Origin of the sequence: Actinobaculum massiliense (assembly GCF_001457435.1) — a bacterium.
In the GTDB taxonomy this organism is placed as follows: Bacteria; Actinomycetota; Actinomycetes; order Actinomycetales; family Actinomycetaceae; genus Actinobaculum; species Actinobaculum massiliense.
Genome location: NZ_LN881717.1, coordinates 329,189 through 353,168, shown reverse-complemented (window position 1 = coordinate 353,168; position 23,980 = coordinate 329,189). Strand labels below are relative to the sequence as shown.

The window sequence follows — 23,980 nt, the reverse complement described above, 5'->3', positions numbered from 1 at the left end:
AATGCGGCCCATCGTGATGGAGCTGTTCGGATTCGCGCCACTCGTCTTCATCCACTTCGCGCCAGTCCTCGGGCAGGAGGTGATCGAGCACGTCGTCGACGGAGACGGCGCCCAGAAGCGAGCCCGTGTCGGTGACGGGAATGGCCGTCATATTGTAGGTAGCCAGCTCGCGGGTCACGGCGCCAATGGACGCCTCGGGATCAATTCCGACCACATCGGTATCAAGGATCGCACCCAGCAGGGTGGTTGGAGGTTCGCGCAGGGCCTGCTGCAGGTGGATTGCTCCCAGGTAGCGGCCGGTGGGTGTTTCCAGCGGCGGTCGGCACACAAAAACAATGGCGGCCAGAGCGGGCGGAATATCGCGGCGGGAGGCCGAAGCGAGGGCCTGCGCCACGGTGGCATCGGGGCCGAGGATAATTGGGTTCGGCGTCATCAGACCACCGGCGGTGCGCTCGTCATAGCGAAGCAATCGCCGCACGTCAGCGGCTTCGTCGTCGCCCATGGATTCGAGCAGGAGTGCCGCGGTATCGGTGGGTAGGTCAGCCACCAGGTCGGCCGCGTCGTCGGGCTGCATCACGTCGAGCACGTCACCGGCGCGGGAAACATCCAAGCCCGCCAGCACCGCCACGCGGTCGTCGGTTCCCAATTCCTCCAGGACGTCCGCTAGGCGTTCGTCGGTGAGTTCGCGGGCAACCGCCTGCATACGCTGTTCGGGCAGGTCACGAAGTAAATCGGCAACGTCCGCTGGGCGCATATCGCCAATTTGCGCCACGATGGTGGCCGCCCCCTGCGAGCGGGTAGGGGAGGCGAGGCCGGCGACGTCGCGCACGTTCACAATTCGCGATTTGCGCGAGGCGGCGCCGGTTCCGCGCACGTACAAATGAGTGAGGCTCCATTCGCGCGGGCTGACTTTTTCAATCGCGGCGTCCACAACGCTTACCCGCTGGCCGGATTCGCGAATCGTCACCTCGCGATCCAGGAGCTGGGCCACCACCAGGGTTTCCATAGGACGCTGCTGGAAGCGCCGAATATTGAGGAAGCCGGTGGTAATGACTTGGCCGTTAGCGATGGAGGTGACGCGAGTGAGCGGAAGGAACACGCGCCGCCGCCCCACCACGTCCACAATGAGGCCGACGGCGGATGGTTCCCCGCGCACGCGGAACACCACCACCACATCCGCCACCGTCGCAACCGCATCGCCGGCGGGATCATACACTCTGGTTCCGGCCAGGCGCCCCACAAAGACGCGAGATGAGCTGGACATAAAGCCTCCTTCGTTGCGGTGCGGCGGGCGGGGCTGGCCACTGGGGCGCGAGCCCCGCCTATCCTTTCACGCGGCGCGCTTTAGGCGCCCAGAATTTCCTGCATCCAGTTTTCCACGCCCTCAATGGTGCGAGGAATTGATTCGGAGATCCGCTCCACACCGTGGTCGGTGACGAGCACATCGTCTTCAATTCGCACCCCGATACCGCGGAAGTGCTCGGGGACCTTCAAATCGTCGGAGCGGAAATACAGGCCCGGCTCAATCGTAAAGATCATGCCCGGCTCCAGCTTGGCGTCGACGTACATTTCGCGGCGCGCGGCAGCGCAGTCATGCACATCAATGCCCAGGTGATGCGAGGTGCCGTGGGGCATCCAGCGCCGGTGCCACTGCGGGCCGTCCTTCGCCAACGACTCGGCGGCCGTGCCGGGTAGCATTCCCCATTTCTCCAAGCGATCAGCCAAAACTTCCATCGCCGCCGCGTGCAAATCACGGAAACGTGCGCCGGGCTTATTGGCAATTTCCAGAGCGTAGTTCGCCGCGTCGAGAACGGCCTGGTACACCTCGGCTTGGTCGGCGGTGAACTTGCCAGAAACCGGCAGGGTGCGGGTGATATCCGCGGTGTAGAGGGAATCGAGTTCTACTCCGGCGTCCACCAAAATGAGGTCGCCGTCCTTCACCGGGCCGTTATTGTCCTGGAAGTGCAAGGTGTTGGCGTGGTTGCCGGAGGCGGCAATGGTTTCGTAACCGAGACCGTTTCCGGCTTCGCGGGCGCGCTGGAAGAAAGCGCCCTCAACCACCCGCTCACCGCGGGTATGCGCCACGGCCGCGGGAAGCGAAGCAATAATATTGTCGAAACCGGAACGCGTGGCCTCAACCGCGCGCCGCATTTGGTCAATTTCCCACGGGTCCTTGCGCAGGCGAATTTCCGCTAGACCCTGCGCGAGCTCGAGGTCGAGCTCAGCATTGTTCTGGGTTTGGCCAGCCTGGGCGCGCAGCTCCTCAACGAGGCCCTCGATTTCGACGCTGGATTGGGGGACCACTCGCATCTGGATTTGCCCCAGATCCTTGGACAGCGCATCCTTAAGGGTTCCCACGTCGGCGGTTTTAATCCCGGTTTCATTCTGCACGTCCTTGAGTGAGGGGCGCGCTCCCACCCAGAACTCGCCGTGCGCGGAATCGGCGTAGAACTCTTCCGAGCTACGCGAGGCGCGCGGATAAATATAAAGTGTTACCTCGTGACCGCCCTCTTCCAGCGGATTGAAAACCAAAACGGCGCCGGGTTCTTTTTCTTCACCCATTCCCGTCATATGCGCGAAGGCGCTGTGGGCGCGGAAGCGGTAGTCGTCGTCGTTAGAGCGCGTCTTGGTTTCGCCGGCGGGAATCACCAGTCGCTCACCGGGGAAAAGCTTTGACAGTGCGGCGTGACGCGCGGGCAGATAGTCAGCCACCTCAGCGCGCGAACGCGGCTCGGGCCGCGGGCCCCAGTCGCTTCCCATAAATTCGCGGAACTCCGCGGACGAAGGCTGTTGCGAGCGGTTATTACCGCGTGCCTTGAGTACCTGTTTTTCGTTTTCTTGTTCCTTGGCCATATTGCTGATTATCGCACTCCTGGGTGTTTTATGTTGCAGGTAAAAGGTGACCGGTAGCGAACACGCTAGGCTGAGCGCATGCCCGCGAACGTTTTTTCCCGCACCGATACCCACGCGCACACTACCGCCTCCGATTCGACGGTCACCCCCGCTCAGCTGATGGAGGAGGCGCGCGACGCCGGCCTCACCGCCATTGGCTTGACCGATCATGACACGATCTCCGGCTGGGAAGAAGCGGCAGTGCGCGTGGCGGATACCGGCGTGGCGCTGCTACGCGGCATGGAAATCTCCTCGCGTTTCGAGGGTATTACCGTCCATATCCTCGGTTATCTTTTCGACCCCAGCGCCCCTGCGCTGGTACAACATATCCGCGAAGTGCGCGATTCGCGTATTGAGCGCGCGAAAGAAATCGTGCGCCGGCTCGCTGTGGATTTCCCGATTTCCTGGGACGACGTCGTATCCGTCAGCGCGCCAGGCTCTACCATTGGCCGCCCGCATATTGCCGATGCGCTGGTGGAACTCGGGATTGTTCCGCATCGCTCGGCGGCGTTCGCTGAAATCCTGGCCCCCAAATCAAGTTACTACCTGCCCTATTACGCACCCGAGGTAACCCAGGCCATTGAGTGGATAGTAGAAGCGGGCGGGAAAGCCGTGATGGCTCATCCGGCGGCGCCCCAGCGCGGCCGAGTCATTCCGCCGCGGGCTTTGGACGTGTGCGCCGAGGCCGGCCTCTTCGGCGTCGAAATCGACCATTCGGAAAATAACGCCGAAATGGCGTCGGAACTGTGGCAACATGCTCACCGCCTCGGCTTGGCACGCTTTGGCGCCAGTGACTACCATGGAGCCGGTAAATTGAACCGGCTCGGTGAAAACACCACCGCTCCGACCATTGTGGAGGACCTCGTCGCCGGAACGTACCTGGAGGTCATTCGCCCGTGACATTTGATGTTGCCCTGTTCCTCACCACGTTTACAACGCTTTTTGTAATCGCGGATCCACTCGGAGCACTTCCCGTCTTTTTGGCGCTCACCCAGCGCAATACCCATGCCGAACGCAACCGAATTGGTTGGCAGGCGGTGCTCACCTCGGGAATAGTGCTCGCCACCTTCGGGCTTTTTGGCCGCTTTATTCTTGACCTGCTGGGAATCTCCGTGGAAGCCATGCAGATTTCCGGTGGACTCCTGCTCCTCATCGTGGCTCTAGAGCTCATGAATGGGAATAATGAGAAGGAACCAACGCCCGAGCAGATGAAAATCAACGTGGCGCTGGTGCCCCTTGCCGTTCCGCTTATGGCCGGGCCAGGAGCAATTGTGGCCATTATGATCGCGGTGGAAGACGCGCGAAATTCCAGTGCCGGGGTAGTGGGCGGAATGCTCGCGGTGGGCGCGGCCTTCCTGCTTCTTCATATCTGCGAGCTACTGGTCTTCCGCTTCGCCAACCCGGTGCGCCGGGTGCTCGGTGACGGCGGTACCGTCTTCCTCACCCGCATCGCCGGTATGCTTCTTTCCGCTATTTCCGTCCAACTCATCATTGTGGGCGTGACCGTGGTGGTCAATTCCTTCTAAATACCTCGATTATGAAGGGCCGGCCCCGAGGGTTTTCTCGGGGCCGGCCCTTTTGTTTGTGCCTCGGTAGCGAGGCGCCTAAATATCGTCGAAGGAGAGCCGGCGACGACGGCGGGTCGGTGCACCGCTCTTTGTTCCCTGGGCCTTCGCGTTCCGGGTTTGACCGCTTTGCCCCTTGGCTCCGCTGGTCTTTGCCTTGTGGCCGCCGGTGTTTTCGGACGCTGTGCGCCGCGCCGCGCGAGGCTCGGATCGTTTGCTATCGCGGGATTCACCGGCGCGCGAGGAGCGCTTTGGACTACCGGCGCGGGAGCGCGTCTTACCGGAGCTCGCCCGGCCTGAGCTTGCCCGGCCTGAGTGGCCGGATCGCGAACCCTTAGCCCGCGCTCCGTGGCGGGAACCCTTCGCGTTCCTGCGCTTATGCGGGCCTTCCAAATCCTCCACTTCTTCGGCATCCAGCCCGGCGGCGGTGCGTTGAGAAGCGGGTAGCCGCGGGCCGGCGGCCTCGGGAATATCCAGATCCGAATACAGATGCTCGGAGGTATGGTACGTTTCCACCGGCTCCGGCATTCCCAGCCCGAGTTGCTTATCAATCATCTTCCAGCGCGTAACGTCATCCCAATCGACGAACGTTACCGCGGTGCCCTTGTTTCCAGCGCGTCCGGTACGGCCAATTCGATGCACGTAAATCTTTTCGTCTTCGGGGCACTGGTAATTAATGACGTGGGTAACGTCGTCGACGTCGATGCCGCGCGCCGCCACGTCAGTGGCTACTAAAACGTCTACCTTCCCGTTCCGGAAGGCGTGCAACGCTTGCTCGCGGGCGCCTTGCCCCAGATCGCCGTGGAGGGCTCCGGTAGCAAAACCGCGCCGCTCCAGATCCTCCGCCAGACGCGCCGCCGAGCGCTTCGTGCGAGTGAAAATAAGGGTGCGACCGCGCCCGCGCGCTTGCAAAATTCGCGCAATAACCTCGTCCTTATTGAGGGCATGGGCACGGTAAACAATCTGGCGAATATTCTTCACCGTATGCGTATCGTCGCCGGGGGCGGAGGCGCGGATATGGGTTGGCTTCGACATATACCGGCGAGCCATGGAAATCACCGGCCCGGGCATAGTGGCGGAGAAAAGCATGGTGTGACGCCGCTCGGGAACGCGCGAGAGAATCGTCTCCACATCCTCAAGGAAGCCGAGATCAAGCATTTCGTCAGCTTCGTCCAGTACCAGCGTCTTGACGTGGTCCAGTCGCAGGGAGCCGTGGCGCATGAGGTCAATAATGCGGCCGGGAGTTCCCACCACAATCTCAGCCCCGCGGCGTAAGGCTTCCTGCTGGGGCTCGTAAGCGCGCCCGCCGTAAATATCGACGATGCGCACGCTGCGGTGAGCGGCGGCCATTCGTAGCTCGTTTGCCACCTGCTTCGCGAGTTCGCGAGTGGGCAGAATAGCAAGGCCCTGGGGTAGCCCTTGGTTCTTTTCCGGGATCTTCTCCCAACCCTCTTCGCCCGGGCCAATGGTGTTTTCAAGCATCGGGATACCAAAGCCCAGGGTTTTTCCGGTGCCGGTTTTTGCCTGGCCAATAATGTCGTGGCGATCAAGTGCCACCGGCAAAGTGAGAGCTTGGATGGGGAAGGGATGAATAATTCCTTCGTCGGCGAGTGCACGAGTCACTTCTTCCGAGACTCCAAAATCAGCAAAGGTACGAGTTTCTTCTTGCCCGGTGGCATTTTCGACGGCCACGGCGTCGTCGTCGACCTCGGTAAAGGACGCGGCAGATGATTCCTGAGACATATTTTCCTTCCTGGCGCGAGGCGCCTGCCGGCTGCGGTAGAGAAACGTGAATGTAGTTACCGCCGGGTAGCCGATCGTGGAAATTCGGAAAGTAAAGCTAAAAATCAATCGTCAAACGATCGGGCAACCGCTCTTAATAGTAGGGGATAGAAGCGCCCGCCCGGCAAAACGAGACACATTAGCCAGGCGGGCGCTGATGAGGGCGGAGCGTGCCGCCACTCAGATGAAATTATTTAGAGGCCAAAACCAACGCGGCGATTTTCGGCTTCGCGAATCTCCACGAAAGCGATCGCCTCGCCGGCGGCGATAATATCTCCGCCCTTCTTCGTCTTAAGGGTGAGGATCCCGCCCGGCTCCAATGCCTTGGCAATCTGGGCGCGAATTTCCTCGGCGCTCGCCTCGGTTTCTACATTAAGATCGCGCGTGCTCTGACGAAAACCAATAATGACTTCCATTGCTCCTCCAAGTGTTCGGAAACGGTTATGTCTTCGGAATCGGTAGCTGCTCCGAAACGGTAGCTACTCCGAAACGGAACCGATATGAATCTGCGTTCCTACGAGATTCGGACCATGCCGAGATCGTTCGTGGGAAATCTTTGACAGGAAAGCGCCGGGTTGCAAATCCCTTCACCAATCGCTGAACCGTTCCCTATCGTATCCGGAACTAAAACCCTCGCGGGAAGCCAAACTCGACTCCTCTTCAAAATAAACGGTCAACCAACGTGACGCCGAAACCCGAAAGCAATGCACCCAAAAGTGTGTCGGAGGTGAAGGCTATCCTTATACCGACGCCGAGGCAGACCGGCAATTGCCGGTGGCGGGCCGATTTTCCGGCCATTCGGCAGGCTGGAATTAACGGAGATTTTGAGTGAACGCGGGAGGACGAGGTGGACGCTAACCGGGCAGGGGGCCAGCTCGCGCATCTAGACGAGTCGCAGGCGGCGGCGTTTGCACTAGCACAGCGGAAAAACGCCAGCATTATTGGAGCGGCGGGCACCGGGAAAACGTACCTCCTTACGCAGTTGGCTATTGCCGCGGAAGAAGAACAGCGCCGAGTCGCCGTGATTACCCAGGATCGGGAATCGGCTTCCCTGTTGCGGAATTTGGTGACGGCACGCCTCGGCTACCGTAGCGAGTTGCTCTCGGTGCAGAGCTTGACGGCGTTTGCTTACTCACTTGTCCAAATGTACGCACAGGCCGTGGGTAGGCGGGATCCGGAGCTAATTTCCGGGCCGGATGAGGCCGCTCGGCTCCGGGAAATCTTATCGGTAGCTGGCGAAGAGATTAGCTTCCCCGCCTTTGTGAGTGCGGAAATCCGCGCGCTACCCGGTTTCCAGGAACAGATACGCAACCTCATGACGCGCGCGCGTGAACTAGGGATTTCCCCGCGTGAACTACGCGATCTTGCCGGTCGAGAGAATGTCTCTCCTTTACATGCGCAGATGTGGAAAGCGGTTGCGCAGATTATGGAACTATACGCCACGGTGTCAGAGATGTCTGATTCTGGAGGGCAATCGGATGCCCCAGATCGATTGGATCACGCTCAGCTTGTGCTGACGGCATCCGACAATCTCGCCCACTGGGAGAGCAATGTGCGGGCATCGTCGCGCTACCAGGGCGGCCGGCCAGAACGCCCGCGTTGGGACGTCATCATCGTTGACGACGTGCAAAACGCGCCGCGCTCAATTATTTTTCTGCTACGCCAACTCATGCGCGACGGCGCCCGCATCATTACCGCCGGGGATCCCGATTCGTGCGTTGAAGGTTTCCGCGGTGCGGTCTCCTCCCTGCCGGGTGACCTCACGAAGGCGAAAGAGTTCGGGGGCTTGGGCCTGGAACCGGTTTACTTGCGTCAACAGTGTCGAAGCGGGGGCCGCCTTCTCGCGGTGCAACAGCGCCTTGCCAGTGCCCTGAAGGTTTCGGGCGGCACATTTCGCCAGCGCCAAGCCGTTGTGGGCAGCGGGCAGGGTGAGAAGGCTGCGGGTGGTGCCCCGAGCGTTTCCCGCAACACCGAATCGGATGCTTCAGCCACGCGTGGAAAACTACGCGGCGCGAGCTTTAGACATGAGGAAGAAGAGAACGCCTACCTCGCTTCCTACGTGGAAACTTTGCATCGAACGGAAGGTTGCCAGTACTCCGACATCGCGATTATTACGCGGTCGCGGGCGAGTCACGAGGCAATACGCGATGCCCTGGTGCGGCGCGGAATTCCCATGCAGCAAATCGGATCGAATCTTCCGTTGCGCGCTAACCCCGCGGTGGCATCCCTTCTAGAGCTTGTTCGCGCAGCTTTCAGTAGTGGAGAGAACCAATTCGTTGATGCGGCAGAGGTGGATTTTGAGGCCCTCTTACGCTCACCAGTTCTTGGGGTGGACCCCTTGACCATAAAACGCGAAGGACGCAGATTACGTGCCTGGGCCCTGAATCGCGGCGAACATACTCCTGAATCTGACCTGCGGCGGGAAGTTCTGTTGGGTAGTCGCTCGCTGGGCGAGGAAACAGAGATCGTTCCGGAGATGTTACGAGTGGCGAAGATCCTCGCGCAGATCCGACAGTGTGGGGAAGATCAGAATATGAGCGCCGAACGGGTGCTCTGGACGGCGTGGGACAGCGCGAAAAGAGCTGAAGCCTGGCGGGCTGAGGCTTTACAGGGCGGTATTGAGGCCGAATCAGCGAATGAAAACTTGGATGCGATCATTCGGCTCTTTAGAATCGCGCAGCGACTTACAGACCGCGACCCAAATACTCGAATCGAGCGACTGCTTGACGAGGTGGAATCGCAGGACCTTCCGGAAGATTCCATTGCCCGTCTGGGTGTTACCACCGACGCCGTGGCTCTCAGCACTCCGTCATCAGCCCAGGGCCGGGAGTGGAAGCACGTGGTTATTCCGCGGCTCAATGAGGGTGCGTGGCCAAATCTTCGGCCGCGTGATGCCTTTACGGGCACCGATTTGCTGGCCAAGATCGTCACCGGGCGAATCCCGGAGAATCAATCCGCGGTGGCGCCGGCGTCGGAAGTGGATGATGTGCTTGACGATGAACTGCGTCAGCTTTACTTTGCGGTTTCTAGGGCGAGCGAATCTGTGCTCGTCACCGCGGTTGAAAATGAATCCGACCACGCATCTCGTTTTTTCCCGGTTCTCGGATTTTCTACTCGCGGGGCGGGAGCTTCTGCTCCGGCGCCCATTGGCCCAGCCGCGGGCGTAACCGGGCAACGCGCCGCCGTGGCGGGGGAGGAAAACCGCCGGCCCCACGTACGCGGGCGGGATCTCAACTCCGACGAGTGGGGTCTCACGCGACCCCTGGGTAGCGTGCCCGTGGTGGATCAGCCACACGGGCAACGCACGTTGGATGCAACGGCTACCGTGGCGCTTCTGCGTAGGATCATTGCAGAGGTGAGTGGAGAAGAATCGGAATTGGTACCGCGTAGCGAGTCTCGGGGCGGATCGGCAGCGGCGATTTTTCCCGCCGGCGAAGCCAAATCCGCGCGACGCGCAGATGCATCGGTGGAGGCGAGTCGGGCAAATCTTGAACGACTTCGGGAAGCACACGTTCGGGAAGCAGAAGAGAGCTTCTGGTTTGATTCACTGGACACCACTGCGGGCGCCGGTAAATCGGAGGGCGTAGCACCGCGCGACGGAAAACCGCGCACGGTGGAACCAAGCGACGGAAAACCGCGCACGGTGGAACCAAGCGACGGAAAACAGGGCGCTGGGGAATCAGGCACCGGAGATGCGCCTCTCGCAAAAGTCAGCGTCAGCCCATCGGCGGTGGAAGGCCTTCTCGAATCGCCACTGGGCGGCTTCATCTCGGAAATTGGTGCGCGCTCCGAGACGGACTTACGAGCGGCACACCTAGGCACCATCATTCACTCGATTGCCCAGGATTTTTCGAATAATCCCGATCTCACCTCGATGGAGGCGCGTCTAAAGGAGCTTTGGCCAAAAGATCCGGAGGGATATTTCGAGGAGCATGACTTTAAAATCGCGGAGGGCATGGTTGGTGTCTTGCAAAACATGCTTCAAGACGATTACGGAAAATCCGGTCTCGAAGTGCAAACCGAGGTGCCGCTTGATGCAGACGGGCCCGCAGGGAGTTATTGCAAGGTTTTCGGGAAAATCGATCGGCGACTAACCGAAGGTGGATCGACGGAAGTTGTTGATATCAAGACGGGGAAGACCCGACCGACGGCGGAAGCGGCAGCTGACAACCCACAGATGCAGATCTATCAGTGGCTACTGAAACAAGCCGGGAAAACTCTAGGCGGGGCGCGTCTTGTTTATCCGCGCTATACCGATCGAGAAGGCAAGATTTTCACTCGCGAGCAGGATCCATTGGATGAGAATGCACTCAAGCGTGCCGAAGAGCGGATTTCTATTGCCGCAAAACTGAAGCGCGAGACGTATGTGCCCGTGCGCGAGGAAGAAGACCATAGCAAAGGCGTGCTTCGTTTCATTAGCCCGCTGACCGACGAGGGAAGACTTTTTTCGTAATGGAATATCAGGAAAGTATGGCGGCTACTGATAATGACGGGCGCCGAGCCTCCGAGGACGAAACGTTGTGGAAAATCATAGCTAAGGGCCGGCCCGTGCCCTCGCCGAACCAACGTGATGCTGCGGCTCGGGCTGCGTATCGGTTCCCCACCGAGGAGCAGAGAAAGGTCATCGTTTCTGATAGCCCCGCAATTTTGGTGATTGCGGGTGCAGGTTCAGGAAAGACCACCACCATGACGCAACGCATTGCCTATCATGTGGCACGCGGAAACGTCGAGCCGGGCGAGGTTCTGGGTTTAACCTTCACTCGCAAAGCCGCGGGCAACCTCGCCAACCAAGTGGCGCAATCCCTGGTCTATCTGCCTTCGCTAGGTGCTGAGCGCGGCGGTTTTTCCGGCACTCTCAAGCAACCAACAATTTCTACCTACAATGCCTTCGCGGCGGAAATCGCCTCCACGTACGGAATTTTGGTGGGCGTGGACCCGATGACGCGTCTTATCACGGATGCGGAGCGTTTCCAGATTATGAGCGAGGTCGTGGCGGAAACCCCCGCGAATTCCCTCGCGGAGAATCTCGGTGATATGACGCCTCGAAGCGCGACCGAAAGCGCCCTTGCCCTGGCAAGCGCCATTATTGACAACGGCCTGAGTTTCGAAGCGGATGGCGTCTCGAAAGTTGGCGATTTCATCGCCGAAGAAAGCGCGGCTTTTGAGTTTGCAAAGGAACATGAGATTAGGTTCAAGGCTTCGCTGAAGAGGCATCGGAGAGCATCTGATAACGGTTGGTTGCAGCTCAAGAAGAGCGAAGAAACGCGCCGTAAGCAGCTGGCCCTTCTTGAGATTGTCGAGCGCTATTTCCAGCGGAAGCGAGAGCTGAAGGTGAGCGAATTTGCCGACCAGGTGGCGACCGCTTTCCAGATCGTCGCTGACTTCCCGGAAATTGCCCACGAATTGACCTCGCGGTACAAACTCGTTCTCCTCGACGAGTACCAAGACACCTCGGTGACGCAAGCTAATTTCCTTATGACCGCGCTCACCGCACATTTTGAGGGTTTTAGATCCATCACCGCGGTGGGAGATCCTAACCAGGCTATTTACGGGTGGCGAGGGGCAAGCGCCGCCGCCTTAAAGGACTTCGAGAATCTCACTAGGGAGGCACTTGATCGGTACGCGAGAGCATCTGGCGGTGGCGAACGCGACGTGGAGCGATTGACTCTTTCAACCGCCTTCCGAAACGATTTGGCCGTCCTCGCGGCCGGGAACGCGGTTGCCCAGCCCCTTGATGATATGCGATTCCACACCGGCCCGGCCCCCGACTATGACCCGGACTACTACCGCGATGCCGTGCTGGAAGAAAGGAAATCTCTAGCTCAGGTGGGACTACTGACGCCAGATGCCGTCACCGCAATACCGGGGCAGATCGCGCCGCTACGAAACGAAGAGATTCCACGGCTTGATAAGTCGTTCTTGCCGCACAGCGTCGACGTCGTCGAACTTAAACCTCGGCCGGCGAAGAAGGATAAGAACGGGAACGTGGAAGCCATGACCGGGCGAGTGACCGAGGTGCGGCCGCTGATGCGGGAAGATTCCTATCGCGCCATTGCCTGGAAGATCCTCGAGACCATCAAGGCAGTTGAAAAGGAGAATCTGGCACGTAAGGCGGCGGGTAAAGAAGAACGCGGCCCGGCTGAAATTGTGGTGCTGTGCCGGAAACGTCGCTACTTTGACGCGGTGATTCGGGCCCTCAGGAGCGCGGATCCCACGGGGAAAACGATTCGATATGAAACTGTTGGGGGTGACTCCCTCGTTGAACGGCCAGAAATCGTAACGCTCCGGGCCGCGCTCGGTGTGGTGGCTGATCCGCGTCGGGTTGATTTATTGGTGCGTTTGCTCGTGCACTGGAACATTGGCGTGGAAGATATGCGCGCCCTCGGAAACTGGGCAAGGCAATACGCCCAGTTTTCAATTTCGAAGTGGACGGATACGGAAGAGAAAGAAAAGAAGCTCTCGGCCCGCGATGAATCCAACCTCATCGAGGCGCTTGCCGTGCTTCCATCCTCGCGAAGTGAGGCGTTGCGCGCGACGTTTACGGCCGAGGGATGGTCGCGCTTGAGGCAACTCGAGGAGGTATTGGATCGCTTACGTAAGGCGGTGCACGCCCCACTGGGAGATGTGGTGGCGCTCGCGGCGAAACTCCTCGGTATTGATCTAGTAACCGCGACGCGAACAAAGGGCGGCCAGAGGGTTCGCACCTCGCTGGACCAGTTCATATCTGTGGCGCGAAATTACCAGAACGAACACGACGGAGCGGGACTTAGCGAGTTGGTGCAGTGGCTCGATGCGGTTGACGCGCACGAACACGGCGGCGAGGAAGAGGCCGGCGAGGATATAGCAATTGCCTCTGAGGATGTGGAAGTGGTACCCGGAGTCGTCCAAATAATGACGATTCACGCCGCGAAGGGTCTGGAGTGGAAAGACCTCGTGGTCGTTCCAGAACTCGTCAGCGGTGAGTTCTCTGCCAAGGAAACCAACGCGCGCGCCTGGCCGCAGAGTGCCGGAATATTTCCCTATCCAATGCGGGCTGATAGCGAGCATTTGCCGCAATTCAGGATTGCGGGAACGGGAGGCAATGTGGCGCTCGGCAACGCCTACGCGTTCTTTAAAGATGCTCTTCGCTACCACGAGAGTGAGGAGGAGCGCCGCTTGGCCTACGTTGCCTTCACGCGATCGGGAAGAGAGCTTTTGTTGGCGGGATACGCATTCCGAGACGAGGGCGATGTGGCTGCAGCGGTTCGGGAACTCGAAAAGCAGCCGGAGAAGATCAAACAGAAAATTGTTGAAATTGAAAAACAAGAAGCGCAGGTAGGTAAAAAGGCTCTCGCGAGCTCGGTGAAGAAGCTCGAGAGGTTAAAGGACGAACTTCCCGTTCTGATGCAAGAAGCGGCGGAGGGCGTCAAGGTGAAGGCGGCGTCGACCTTCCTCCAGCTTGTGCGGGATGCCGCGGCCGAAGGCAAGCTCGATCTGGTGACGGGCGAGGATCTTGCGCACTGGCCGGCAGAGTTGAAAGTAATGGCCAAGGAAAAGTACAAGATTGACGAGCTGGAAAAGATCTTCCCGGAGGACATCCTGCGCCCGCCGGCTCTGCCGCCGTTACCTGATTTCTGGGGAGAGGACGCGGGAATACAGTGGCCGCGCGATCTTGTGCGGGGGATTCCCATCGAGCACTACGCCCCTAGTGCAGAAGATATGGCGAATCTGCAGGCCTCCGTGGAGGAGCTCACCACCGAGGAAGAAGCCGAAAAAACCTTCTACCAGCCGTATTTCACCGCTACGGATCTCGTGCACTTGAGTTCCGATCCGCAAGGTTATGCCAAGGATCGGCTCCGGCCCATTCCGCAAGAACCGAGCGCCGCGGCCCGCTTGGGTACGCAGCTTCACGCGCGAATTGCGGCATCATACTCGGCGCAAGCCACGCTTGACGTTGACGAGCCCCATCTTTTTTCCGAAGTTGATGACGAGTTTTCGACGGCGGACGAAGATGAACTTTTCGCCGCTTTTGAGAATTCGCGCTGGGCTACCTGCCCGCCAATTGCGATTGAGCAGGCGGTCGAGATCGTCATAGACGGCCAGGTGATCCGCTGTGCAATTGACGCGGTTGTGGATTCCAGCGGGATTCCCGGAGAGCCTCCAATCACGATTATCGATTGGAAGTCCGGCAGGCGCCCAACGGGGAAGCAATTGGCAAGTAGGGAACTTCAGCTCGCGGTGTACCGATACGCCTGGTCTGTCATCCATAACGAGCCGCTCGGCAATATTGGGGCCCGATTCTTTTATTTGCGAGAAAAACCCGAAAAGCAGGAACTTGTAGCCGGCATGCTTGAGGAAAGCGAGATTGTTTCGATTCTGCGCAAAGCCTTAAAGGAAGCGAAGTTCTCCAGTAAACCGCTGAGTTTCTAAGAGTTTGCGCGGTTAAAACTACGCGGGTGGGGCGCCGCTCTGAGCGCTCCACCCGCAATGTTTACTGTTCTGAGCTTTCGCCTCGTGGCGGGGTATCCGCATCCTTCTCCGCGGCATCTGAATTCGCCTGGGCGGGCTCAGAGCTCTGCTGGGAATCATCGAGTGTCTTGCCGGAGCTGGGCTTTGATGCAGAGAAAGCTCCGCTCGCCGCCGGCTCCGAGGGTGCAGGGACTTGGCTTGCCGTCTCTTCGGCAACGAGCGGCGGCTCCCAACGGACCTGGTCCGCGAGATCACCGAGCATTTGCACGGCGTCGTTGCGAATTTCTTCGTTATGCGTGCGCACCCCGTAGAGGAGCCAGCGCACAATAGCCATTTCGGAGGCGAGCACAATCCGATTGAAGTCCGCGTCGGTGAGCTCCTGGCCGCGAGTGTTCTCATAGGACTCAATAAACACCGACCACGCGTCGTCGTCGAGCTCGAGAAGCTGCGAAAGATCGCGAGCGGGATCCCCCACGCCCGCTTCGCCAAAGCCCAGCACCGTGGAAAGTGAACCATTGGACCACAGGAAGCTTTCGGGTGCGACGTCCCCGTGAACCACGGTGGGAGTGAAGCTCCACATTTCCTCGTCTTTTAGGGCCGCTTCCCAGCGTCGGCGCAAAATCGAGGGAATCTCCACCTCGAGCACGGCTTTTGATAGCTCGGCCTGCAGGCGCTCAGCCCACTCGGGGCCCGTGTACATGGGGAGGCCCGCGCGGGCAATAACATCGGTGTCGAGATTATGGATCGAGGCCAAGCCGCGCCCGAGCGCGCGCACCTGCTCGAGGGGCAAAGTGACGAACTCCCGCGGGCGGCCCAGGGGCTCGGGGAATGCGACCGCGCGCCCGCCACCTTCAAGGTCAACGAAGCCGGCCGGCCGCATAATGTCAAAAGGCAGGGCGCCGCCGCGCAAAGCATCCAGAAGTTGCGGGGCCAGTGCCGCCTCGGCTTCCAAAATCGTTGCGGCCGCGGCGTTCTTTGGGGCTTTGATAATCCAGTGCCTGCCGCGCGAATCGAGCACCGCTCCCTGCGCAAAATCGTCCGTCTCTGAATATGGTTGCCGGGTTGAAACGACGTCGATGCCCAGGGCGCCAACTGCGAGGGCCGCGATATGCAAGGGAGAACTAGTCACGGATCAAACTTAGCCCAAAAGCGGGCAAACCGGGTGTTCACACACCGCGAGGCCGGTCTCAGGAGGTCGTCGCATCGGTGCGCGAGACATCCCATTTATCCACACCCTGTGGAAACGCAATTGTTAGGGGTGTTGCGAATCCGTATTCTGCATTCGTTGCCGGTGGCGGGCAGGGAAGCGAGGTGTGACTGTGTCAGGAGCGCGTGAACAGGTGGAAGCGGCGGTTCGCGATTACGTGCGCACCAGCGGGGTGGATCCCATTCGTGATGGCGGCTTCTTCGAAAAGATAATTGACGATGCGATCTCTGACTACGAGGAAAGCCAGGCCCGGGCTGGAGGGGAGAACATAACCGAGCCTGAGCAACTGCGCGCCGGGGTGCGCGCGGCAGTAGGGAGCTACGGACCTCTACAACCGTATTTTGATGATCCTGAGGTGGAAGAAATTTGGATTGATTCACCCTCCACCGTTTTCGTGTGCAGGGGAGGGAAAACAGAGCTCACCAATGTGGTGCTTTCCGCGCCGCAAGTGCGCGACCTCGTGGAGCGAATGCTCCGGGCATCCGGCCGGCGCCTCGATCTATCAACGCCTTTTGTTGATGCGCAACTGGCGAGCGGAGAGCGTTTGCACGTGGTAATCCCCGATATCACCCGCGAACACTGGGCCATCAACATTAGGAAATATGTGCTGCGGGCACGAAGCCTGAACGAACTAGTTGAGCGCGGATCGGTTACCCACCACGCGGCGGATTTCTTACGCGCCGCGGTACGCTCGGGGCTCAACATTATTGTTTCCGGCACAACCGGCGCCGGGAAAACCACTTTTCTCCGCGCCCTGCTCGGAGCAGTTGGACCAACCGAACGAATGGTTACCGCCGAAGAGGTGTTCGAGTTGGGCCTAGAGCATCGCGATGCGGTGGCCATGCAAACTCGCCCCGCATCGGTTGAGGGGCGCGGTGAAGTGACGTTGCGCCGCCTGGTGCGTGAGGCATTGCGAATGCGCCCCGGGCGTCTGGTGATCGGGGAGGTGCGCGGAGCGGAAGCCTTTGACCTGCTCATTGCCCTCAACTCCGGAATTCCCGGTGCCTGCACCATTCACGCGAACAGCGCCCGCGAGGCCCTACTGAAAATCTGCACCCTGCCGCTACTCTCAGGTGAAAACGTCACCTCTGACTTCGTTGTCCCCACGGTGGCGTCCGCGATCGACATCGTCGTCCACCTCGAAATTGACCGAGCCGGCAAACGTTACGTTGACGAAGTGATCGGGGTTCCCGGGCGGGAAGCGGGCGGGATTATCGAGACCACCACGCTTTTCAAGCGCGACGGCGTCTATCTGCGTCCGCGCGCCGGGGAAGTACCGCGCCCTGAGCTCTTCGAGCGGTGCGGATATAACGTTTCGCGGTTGCTCAACGGTGCTGGGCTTGGAGGCGCCGGGCAGGCGGCAAGCGGCCTTGAAATGACGGGGCGGTAAAAATGGGGATCGCGATCGGAATCGTCTTCGGCCTGGGCATTTTCTTGGTGGTTTTCTCCTTGACGGATCGAGCTCGAAGGGATGCGGAACCCCAAAGCCGAGCGGGCATAATATCCCTACCTTCCGCTCTTCGTTTGCGGCGCCTGGGAATCAGCGCGGGAGCGGGAGTTTTCGTCTTCGTCGTGGCGCTCGCGGTATTTAGCAATCTCTACGTCGCCCTGGCGATGGCGCTTTTGGGTTTCTTTTTGCCCGGCGTCATCAGATCTTCGCGCGAGCGCAAAGTGCGCGCCGAAGCGCGAGCTCACTGGCCCGATGCCCTGGACGCCGTCGTTTCCTCCCTCCGAGCTGGGCTATCGGTAGGCGAAGCGCTCGCTTGCCTGAGGACGCGCGGAGCCGGGCCACTCGAGCGGCATTTCGAGATCTTCGCTGAGGAGCTTCAGGCCACCGGTCGGCTCAATCCCGCGCTCGACCGGCTCAAAGAGTCCCTGGCAGATCCCATCGCGGATCGGGTGACCGAGGCCATGCGAGTATCTGCTCGGCTCGGCGGGCACGATCTGGCCCGGGTCCTCACCTCGCTCGCCACCTCGCTACGTGCCGAAAACCGTGCGCGCGGTGAGCTTCTGGCTCGCCAGTCTTGGACGGTCAATGGCGCCCGCATTGCGGTGGTCGCCCCCTGGTTCGTCCTCGCGCTCCTCATGACGCGGCCCGGCACCGCGCAGGCCTACGCTCAACCCACCGGAACCGCGATTCTGCTGGGCGGTTTCGCCGCGAGTTGCCTCGCCTACTGGTTAATGCTCCGCTTCGGCCGGCTTCCCGAAGAGCGCCGAGTCTTTGCCCCACAAAGCTCGGCGGAGGTCAAATCATGAGTGGTTATCTGGCCGGGGCAGTCTTCGGCGCGGGCGTAGCGGCCATCGGCTGGTGGGCAATGATTCCGGGGCCGCCGCTGAAAACGCGAGTGCTGCCCTACACCGATCAGGGATGGACGCCGCGGCGCGCTGCGCTACCCGCGGTACGGTTTTTCTTTCGGATTCTTGATGCTCTCGGCTCCTCGCGCGCCTCGGTGGAGCGGCGCACCACTGCTTTGGGCACTCTCACTCCGCGAGATTTCCGCGTGCGCCAAATCCGGAACGGAGCTTTGGGAGCGGCGATCGGAATTATCGTGGCCTCCCTCGGTGTGGTGCGCGGAATTCCGGTAGCGGTATCCGTGATGATCCCTCTTTTCGCCGTTTTTGTGGGTGTGCTGCTTTCCGACCAGCTCCTTTCCCGCCGGCTTGCGCGCCGCGATGCACAGGTGGGAGCCGAGCTACCCGATATTGCCCAGCTTCTCTCTCTGGCGGTGGGCGCCGGGCAATCCATGCTCAGCGCGCTCTCTTATGTATCAAGCATTGGCCGCGGTCCGCTCAGCCGAGAAATAGCCCGGACCGTTGGAGCAGTTCACGCCGGCGATCCGCTACCGGTGGCACTCAAAGCACTGGCGCGGCGCGTGAATAATCCCGCCCTGCACCGGTTCTGTGATGCACTCCTCATTAGTTTTGATCAGGGGACGGCGCTGGCGAGCACCTTGCAAACGCAGGCCGAGGACGCGCGGGAGTACCAGCGCCGCCAGCTCTTGGAAAAGGGCGGGAAGAAGGAAATCACCATGATGGTGCCGGTGGTGTTCCTGATCCTGCCGATCACCGTTATCTTCGCGCTCTATCCCGGCATCGCCTCGCTGACGTTTATATGACGGATTGTTGGGGCAGTGCCTTGCGCTCCCCGCACGTCGAATCTCGATTGACCCGCGTGCTGGCGGCCAATCGAGATTGTCTCGAGCTTGTCTTCACTCTCTTTGATATTTACCCTCGCTCGCGGCCCATCGCCAGAGCGCACTAACCCGAAATCGTAGAGGCCACGCGGCCTTCACCAGCGCACAGAAAGGAAAGAAAATGCGCCATACCCACACCCCAATTTTCCAGCCGTCTCTACGAGACCAGCTTGCGCGCCTGGAACGCTCGGCGCTGGGAAGCCTCCCAGGGCGGCCCGCGGTGGGAGGAGATTTTCTTCGCGACGACGCCGATGAGCGAGGCGACGTCCCCGGCTGGGTCATGGTCACGCTAATGACGGTGGCCCTAGTTATTGCGATCTGGGCAGTGGCCGGCCCAGCCCTCGTCGATCTGTTTAATACCGCCATTGAGCGGGTAAAGCAGGGCCTGCAATAAGGGATGTATCACTGCGTTCCGCGCGGGGCACGCGCCAATTGGGGAGGGCACAAGCGAATGAAATCCTCAAACCGGAACGCCTTCCGCAAGTGCGAGCAAGGTAGCGCGATTGTGGATTTCTCGCTTGTGGCGGCGGCCATCGTGCTGATGATGCTAGCGCTGTTTTATATCGGCGGGCGAATCTCCCTTCAGCGAAGCGCAAACGACGCCGCGCTACAAGCGGCGCGCATTCTCGCTACGGACGGGGGCCCGGCCGCGCTGAGCCGTGCCCACCAGGCGGCGCGCGCACAATTGCCCTCCTGCGATTGCACGCTGGACGTATCTACCCGGGCGCAACAATCGGGCACGCGCGTCGAGGTGCACTTGACGGGATCCGTTCCCGTGCTCGGACCAGCGGGAGTCGGGATTGAGGCGGTGGCACATGCACTGGTGGAAACCGAATAGGCGCATGCGCCCGCGGCTCGCGCGCCATGCAAGCGCTTGCGGCTGCGACGCGAGGTTAAGCTATCCGCACCGCGGCCGCGAGTATCCGCCGGAGCTCAGCGAGGCGGGAAATGCGATTGTCGAGGCGGTCGGAGTCATCATTGTCTTGGTTGTGCCGCTTTTACTGTTCGCGCTAGCGGGTGCCTCACTTCTGGCAACCTCAAGCGCTACCAGCTCAGCGGCGCGCGAAGCGGCTCGCTCCTTCGTGATGGCAGCGGATCCACACCTCGCACCCGAGCGCGCACAAAGCGCTGCTCGCTGGGCTTTGGCAGATCAAGGAGTGAAGCAACTTGGGAACGCCGAGATCATTTGCTCCGATCAGCCCTGCCTCACGCCGGGCGGTTCCGTCACCGTGACGGTTCGGTCCCTCGCCCAGATCCCATTCCTGGAGCAGGAGGTTCTGGTGGAAAAAACGAGCACCATGCTGGTTGACCGCTTCCGCGAGCAGATTCGGAGCGGCTAGGGAGGCACGATGAAATCACGCAATAACCCGGCGCGCGCGAGAAGTTCAAGCCCGGCCCGTGCGCTTCACTTTCCGCTTTACGCTCATGCGCTCCCGGCTCGGCGCCAGGGTGAAGCCGGCAACATAATGATTTTCGGGCTGGGAACCTGGCTCGTGGCAGCGGCGGCCATTATTGGCCTGGTGCTGGTGGGAATCTTGCATATCGCGCGTCAGGATTTGCTCGCCCAGGCGGATTCGATTGCGGTGAGTGCGGCGAATTTGGTGCCCGATGCCGTTTACTACGGGCGAGGCGCGCAAACGCGAGCGGACTCCGCATCTCCCAGCGTGCCCGAGGGCGGGCGCATAACAGACGCACCCTGGCCGGCCCGGCTGGCGCCCACTTCCCAGCAGGTCCGTCAACTGGCCGAGCAGAGCCTCGGGGCATCAAGCGGCACGAGCTCGAGCCGGACTGGCCGAAATAGACAGGTGGCCGATCCTACCGGCGTCGAAACCAACGGCGTCGTCGTCACCCTGGAAGAAGAGCGGTATTTGCCCTGGGTGGGGATGACGGTTGAGTTGCGGGTGACGGCGCGCGCTACCTTGGATTTGCGGTAAAACCCGCGCGGAGAGATTCGGCTGTGGCAAATCCCCGTGGGGAGGCGCCGGCCGGGTGCGGTAGCCTGGAGCGCGTGGCAAGTGAGTATTCAGAAAATATCGATCGGTTGCGCGCAACGCTCGGGCAGATTGAAGCCGTGCTCAACCCGGAGCAATTGCGCGCCCGGGTGGATGAGCTGACGGCTCAGTCCGCGGACCCGAATTTGTGGGATGACCAGGATCGCGCGCAAGAGGTAACCTCTCAACTTAGCCATGCGCAGGCCGAGCTCGATAAGCTCACCGGTTTGGAAGAGCGGCTGGATGATTTGGAAGCGCTGCTGGAGATTGCCGACGAAGAGGCCGAAACTGACGCGAGTTCGGCGAAGGATCTCTATGGCGAACTGCGCGAGGAAACCACGGCGGTAGAAAAGACGCTTGATGAGCTGCAGATTCGCACGCTCCTTTCGGGTAAGTACGACGAGCGTGAAGCGGTGGTGACGATTCGCTCCGGTGCGGGCGGCGTGGACGCTGCGGATTTCACCGAGATGTTGCAGCGAATGTATTTGCGGTGGGGGGCGCGGCGAGGCTATCCCACCAAGGTCCTCAACACCTCCTACGCGGAAGAGGCAGGAATTAAATCGACCACCTTTGAGGTCTCGGCGCCTTATGCCTACGGGACCCTGGCGGGGGAAGCCGGTACACACCGGCTAGTGCGCATCTCCCCGTTCGATAATCAGGCGCGGCGGCAGACGTCCTTTGCCGCGGTCGAGGTTATTCCGCTGATCGAGCAGACGGACCATATTGATATTCCCGAAACGGATATTCGGATCGATGTTTTCCGTTCTTCCGGTCCCGGTGGGCAGTCGGTGAATACCACTGATTCGGCGGTGCGGATCACCCACCTTCCCACCGGTATTGTGGTGTCGATGCAAGATGAAAAGTCCCAGATTCAGAACCGCGCTGCCGCGATGCGAGTGCTACAGTCGCGCCTGCTGGTGCTCAAGCAGGAAGAAGAGGAGCGGGAGAAAAAGGAGCTGCGCGGGGATGTGAAGGCCTCGTGGGGCGACCAAATGCGTTCCTATGTTCTTCAGCCCTACCAGATGGTGAAAGACCTGCGCACGGGGTACGAAACCGGAAATACCGACGCGGTGTTCGACGGCGATATCGACGGCTTCATTGACGCTGAGATTCGCTGGCGCGCAACCGGCGAGACGACGGCGGAGAACTAGCCGGGAAACACCGAGGCGGCAGACGCCGCCGGAGCCGATCTGCGGCGTCGCGCACGAAATCGGCGCGCCGCACACAAAACAAGAGCGGCGGGCCGTAAGGTGAAAGTCGAAACATTTCAAAATAGGGCAACTATATGATCACTTTTTCAAAAGTAACGAAGTTGTACCAGAAAGGCGCGAAACCCGCGCTCGATGGTGTGACCCTCGATATCGATCGCGGTGAGTTTATCTTCCTCGTCGGCCCCTCGGGTTCCGGGAAATCAACCATGCTCTCGCTGATTATTGCGCAGGAGCGCCCCACCTCCGGTCACGTCGAGGTGCTGGGCAAAGATCTGGCAACAGTCTCGCAGCGCCGGGTGCCGTTCCTGCGGCGCAAGATCGGCACGGTTTTTCAGGACTTCCGCTTGCTTATGGACAAGAACGTGTACGACAATGTGGCGCTTGCCCTGCAAGTGATTGGTGCTCCGCGGCACCGCATTAAAACCGAGGTGCCCGAAGTTCTTAATCTCGTGGGCCTAGACGGTAAGGAAAATCGCCGCATCCACGAGCTCTCGGGCGGCGAGCAACAGCGCGTGGCCATTGCGCGCGCGATGGTCAACCATCCGGAAATTCTCCTCGCGGACGAGCCGACCGGAAACCTCGATCAGAAAACCGGGTTGTCAATTATGCGGCTGCTAGATCGGATTAATCGGCAGGGAACCACCGTGGTAATGGCTACTCATGACGCCGCCATCGTCAACCAGATGCGCAAGCGCGTTATTGAACTATCGAACGGCGTGGTGGTGCGCGATCAGGACCGCGGCGGCTACGGGGGTGTGCAGAACTAATGCGTTTTCGTTTCGTACTTTCGCAGACTTTTAAGGGCCTCGTTCACAACAAGGCAATGACGGCATCGGTTATGCTCGTCACCTTCGTTTCTCTCCTTTTTGTGGGCGCGGCGGCGCTATTGCAGACCCAAATCTCGAACCTTAAAGACGAGTGGTATGACAAGGTCGAGGTCTCCGTCTTTATGTGCCCGCGTAACTCCGCTTCCGAGCAGTGCGCGAGCGGCGAGGCGACGCAGGAGCAAATCGACGCGATCGATTCCTACCTCAAGACGGACGATATGCAGACGTATATCGATGAGGTCATGTTTGAGACAAAGGAAGAGGCCCTAGAGAACTATCGCCAGCAAATGGGTGATACCTCCTGGGCTGATGCTCTGACCGCAGATCAAATGCAGGTTTCGTTCCGCATTAAGCTCAAGGATCCGCAGCAGTATCAGGTGGTGGCCGATCAGCTTTCGGGCCGGCCCGGAGTGGAAGTTGTGCGCGATCAGCGCGAACAGCTTGAACCGATTTTCGCGGTGATGAACCGCTTTACCGTGGTGGCCGGTGCTTTAGCGGGCGTTATGATCCTCACCGCGATGCTCCTTATCCCCACCACGATTCGCCTTTCCGCCATGTCACGCGCTACCGAAACCGGGATTATGCGCTACGTGGGAGCCTCAAACTTCTTTATTGAGTTGCCATTTATTTTGGAGGGCGCAATCGCTTCGCTTATTGGCTCGCTACTCTCTGTGGGCGGGTTGCTGGTGGTGGCGAAGTTCTTCCTCGAAGACTGGATCGGCGCCTCGCTACCGTGGATGAATATCGTAGGAATTGCCGACGTGTGGATCCTCGCGCCCTGGCTGATTTTGGGAGCGGTACTGGTTTCTGGTTTCGCTTCGTGGATTGCCCTGCGCCGTTACGTGCGGGTCTAGAAAGGGAAG

At 60.2% G+C, this 23,980-nt stretch carries 18 protein-coding genes and 1 pseudogene; 14 read left to right on the top strand and 5 right to left on the bottom strand.

Going from position 1 to position 23,980, the window contains the following annotated elements:
- Window positions 1-46 precede the first annotated feature (46 nt).
- Window positions 47-1,264: pseudogene (locus BN2664_RS03525) on the bottom strand (magnesium transporter MgtE N-terminal domain-containing protein); the annotation flags it as partial.
- A gap of 80 nt (window positions 1,265-1,344) precedes the next feature.
- Window positions 1,345-2,853, bottom strand: coding sequence for an aminopeptidase P family protein (locus tag BN2664_RS03520; protein ID WP_007001591.1), 1,509 nt, complete (start codon window positions 2,851-2,853; stop codon window positions 1,345-1,347).
- A gap of 78 nt (window positions 2,854-2,931) precedes the next feature.
- On the opposite strand from BN2664_RS03520, the gene BN2664_RS03515 reads away from it, so the two are divergent.
- Entirely contained in the window at window positions 2,932-3,792 is an 861-nt protein-coding gene (locus BN2664_RS03515; protein WP_007001592.1) for a PHP domain-containing protein, read from the top strand.
- Window positions 3,789-4,418 (top strand): MarC family protein, encoded by a 630-nt coding sequence (locus BN2664_RS03510; protein ID WP_007001593.1) that lies wholly within the window; start codon window positions 3,789-3,791, stop codon window positions 4,416-4,418. The genes BN2664_RS03515 and BN2664_RS03510 overlap by 4 nt, the downstream gene beginning before the upstream one ends.
- Window positions 4,419-4,496: 78 nt before the next feature.
- Here BN2664_RS03510 and BN2664_RS03505 read toward each other — a convergent pair whose 3' ends face one another.
- Together BN2664_RS03505 and BN2664_RS03500 are read right to left on the bottom strand one after the other, a co-directional pair.
- On the bottom strand, window positions 4,497-6,200 hold the full coding sequence (locus tag BN2664_RS03505; RefSeq protein WP_007001594.1) for a DEAD/DEAH box helicase: 1,704 nt from the start codon (window positions 6,198-6,200) through the stop codon (window positions 4,497-4,499).
- Window positions 6,201-6,433: 233 nt separating this feature from the next.
- Window positions 6,434-6,655 (bottom strand): DUF3107 domain-containing protein, encoded by a 222-nt coding sequence (locus BN2664_RS03500; RefSeq protein WP_007001595.1) that lies wholly within the window; start codon window positions 6,653-6,655, stop codon window positions 6,434-6,436.
- Between the two features lie 431 nt (window positions 6,656-7,086).
- Between BN2664_RS03500 and BN2664_RS03495 the strand changes: the two genes are divergently transcribed.
- Window positions 7,087-10,692 carry an ATP-dependent DNA helicase gene (locus tag BN2664_RS03495; RefSeq protein ID WP_007001596.1) on the top strand — a complete coding sequence of 1,202 codons (3,606 nt, stop codon included), beginning with the start codon at window positions 7,087-7,089 and terminating at the stop codon, window positions 10,690-10,692.
- Window positions 10,692-14,648: a UvrD-helicase domain-containing protein gene (locus BN2664_RS03490; protein WP_007001597.1), complete on the top strand. Its 3,957-nt coding sequence runs from the start codon at window positions 10,692-10,694 to the stop codon at window positions 14,646-14,648. Before BN2664_RS03495 ends, BN2664_RS03490 begins: the two co-directional genes overlap by 1 nt.
- 61 nt (window positions 14,649-14,709) lie before the next feature.
- On the opposite strand, the gene BN2664_RS03485 is transcribed toward BN2664_RS03490, so the two are convergent.
- Window positions 14,710-15,816, bottom strand: a complete 1,107-nt coding sequence (locus BN2664_RS03485; protein ID WP_007001598.1) for a phosphotransferase — start codon at window positions 15,814-15,816, stop codon at window positions 14,710-14,712.
- A 190-nt stretch (window positions 15,817-16,006) separates the two neighbouring features.
- On the opposite strand from BN2664_RS03485, the gene BN2664_RS03480 reads away from it, so the two are divergent.
- From BN2664_RS03480 to ftsX, 10 genes are all read left to right on the top strand, one after another.
- Complete coding sequence (locus BN2664_RS03480; protein WP_007001599.1) at window positions 16,007-17,284, top strand: CpaF family protein; 1,278 nt, start codon at window positions 16,007-16,009, stop codon at window positions 17,282-17,284.
- Window positions 17,285-17,286: 2 nt separating this feature from the next.
- Window positions 17,287-18,150, top strand: a complete 864-nt coding sequence (locus BN2664_RS03475; RefSeq protein ID WP_007001600.1) for a type II secretion system F family protein — start codon at window positions 17,287-17,289, stop codon at window positions 18,148-18,150.
- On the top strand, window positions 18,147-19,010 hold the full coding sequence (locus BN2664_RS03470) for a type II secretion system F family protein (RefSeq protein WP_007001601.1): 864 nt from the start codon (window positions 18,147-18,149) through the stop codon (window positions 19,008-19,010). The genes BN2664_RS03475 and BN2664_RS03470 overlap by 4 nt, the downstream gene beginning before the upstream one ends.
- 199 nt (window positions 19,011-19,209) lie before the next feature.
- On the top strand, window positions 19,210-19,482 hold the full coding sequence (locus BN2664_RS03465) for a hypothetical protein (RefSeq protein WP_007001602.1): 273 nt from the start codon (window positions 19,210-19,212) through the stop codon (window positions 19,480-19,482).
- A gap of 57 nt (window positions 19,483-19,539) precedes the next feature.
- The gene (locus BN2664_RS03460; protein ID WP_007001603.1) at window positions 19,540-19,926 is read left to right on the top strand and encodes a TadE family protein; all 387 of its coding nucleotides are present in this window, start codon (window positions 19,540-19,542) and stop codon (window positions 19,924-19,926) included.
- The gene (locus BN2664_RS03455) at window positions 19,904-20,428 is read left to right on the top strand and encodes a hypothetical protein (RefSeq protein WP_007001604.1); all 525 of its coding nucleotides are present in this window, start codon (window positions 19,904-19,906) and stop codon (window positions 20,426-20,428) included. The genes BN2664_RS03460 and BN2664_RS03455 overlap by 23 nt, the downstream gene beginning before the upstream one ends.
- 9 nt (window positions 20,429-20,437) lie before the next feature.
- A complete protein-coding gene (locus BN2664_RS03450) occupies window positions 20,438-21,022 on the top strand; it encodes a hypothetical protein (protein ID WP_007001605.1) in 585 nt (194 codons plus the stop codon).
- Between the two features lie 74 nt (window positions 21,023-21,096).
- A complete protein-coding gene (prfB, locus tag BN2664_RS03445; protein WP_040317356.1) occupies window positions 21,097-22,230 on the top strand; it encodes a peptide chain release factor 2 in 1,134 nt (377 codons plus the stop codon).
- Window positions 22,231-22,364: 134 nt separating this feature from the next.
- Window positions 22,365-23,057 (top strand): cell division ATP-binding protein FtsE, encoded by a 693-nt coding sequence (gene ftsE, locus BN2664_RS03440; RefSeq protein WP_007001607.1) that lies wholly within the window; start codon window positions 22,365-22,367, stop codon window positions 23,055-23,057.
- Window positions 23,057-23,971, top strand: coding sequence for a permease-like cell division protein FtsX (gene ftsX, locus BN2664_RS03435; RefSeq protein WP_007001608.1), 915 nt, complete (start codon window positions 23,057-23,059; stop codon window positions 23,969-23,971). Before ftsE ends, ftsX begins: the two co-directional genes overlap by 1 nt.
- Window positions 23,972-23,980 lie beyond the last annotated feature (9 nt).

Bases quoted from the DNA above. Each gene is read 5' to 3' on its own strand.
- BN2664_RS03520 (WP_007001591.1), bottom strand. From the start codon at position 2,853: ATGGCCAAGGAACAAGAAAACGAAAAACAGGTACTCAAGGCACGCGGT.
- ftsE (WP_007001607.1), top strand. From the start codon at position 22,365: ATGATCACTTTTTCAAAAGTAACGAAGTTGTACCAGAAAGGCGCGAAA.
- BN2664_RS03455 (WP_007001604.1), top strand. From the start codon at position 19,904: ATGCACTGGTGGAAACCGAATAGGCGCATGCGCCCGCGGCTCGCGCGC.
- BN2664_RS03450 (WP_007001605.1), top strand. From the start codon at position 20,438: ATGAAATCACGCAATAACCCGGCGCGCGCGAGAAGTTCAAGCCCGGCC.
- BN2664_RS03515 (WP_007001592.1), top strand. From the start codon at position 2,932: ATGCCCGCGAACGTTTTTTCCCGCACCGATACCCACGCGCACACTACC.
- BN2664_RS03470 (WP_007001601.1), top strand. From the start codon at position 18,147: ATGAGTGGTTATCTGGCCGGGGCAGTCTTCGGCGCGGGCGTAGCGGCC.
- BN2664_RS03490 (WP_007001597.1), top strand. From the start codon at position 10,692: ATGGAATATCAGGAAAGTATGGCGGCTACTGATAATGACGGGCGCCGA.
- BN2664_RS03505 (WP_007001594.1), bottom strand. From the start codon at position 6,200: ATGTCTCAGGAATCATCTGCCGCGTCCTTTACCGAGGTCGACGACGAC.
- BN2664_RS03475 (WP_007001600.1), top strand. From the start codon at position 17,287: ATGGGGATCGCGATCGGAATCGTCTTCGGCCTGGGCATTTTCTTGGTG.
- ftsX (WP_007001608.1), top strand. From the start codon at position 23,057: ATGCGTTTTCGTTTCGTACTTTCGCAGACTTTTAAGGGCCTCGTTCAC.
- BN2664_RS03500 (WP_007001595.1), bottom strand. From the start codon at position 6,655: ATGGAAGTCATTATTGGTTTTCGTCAGAGCACGCGCGATCTTAATGTA.
- BN2664_RS03460 (WP_007001603.1), top strand. From the start codon at position 19,540: ATGAAATCCTCAAACCGGAACGCCTTCCGCAAGTGCGAGCAAGGTAGC.
- BN2664_RS03465 (WP_007001602.1), top strand. From the start codon at position 19,210: ATGCGCCATACCCACACCCCAATTTTCCAGCCGTCTCTACGAGACCAG.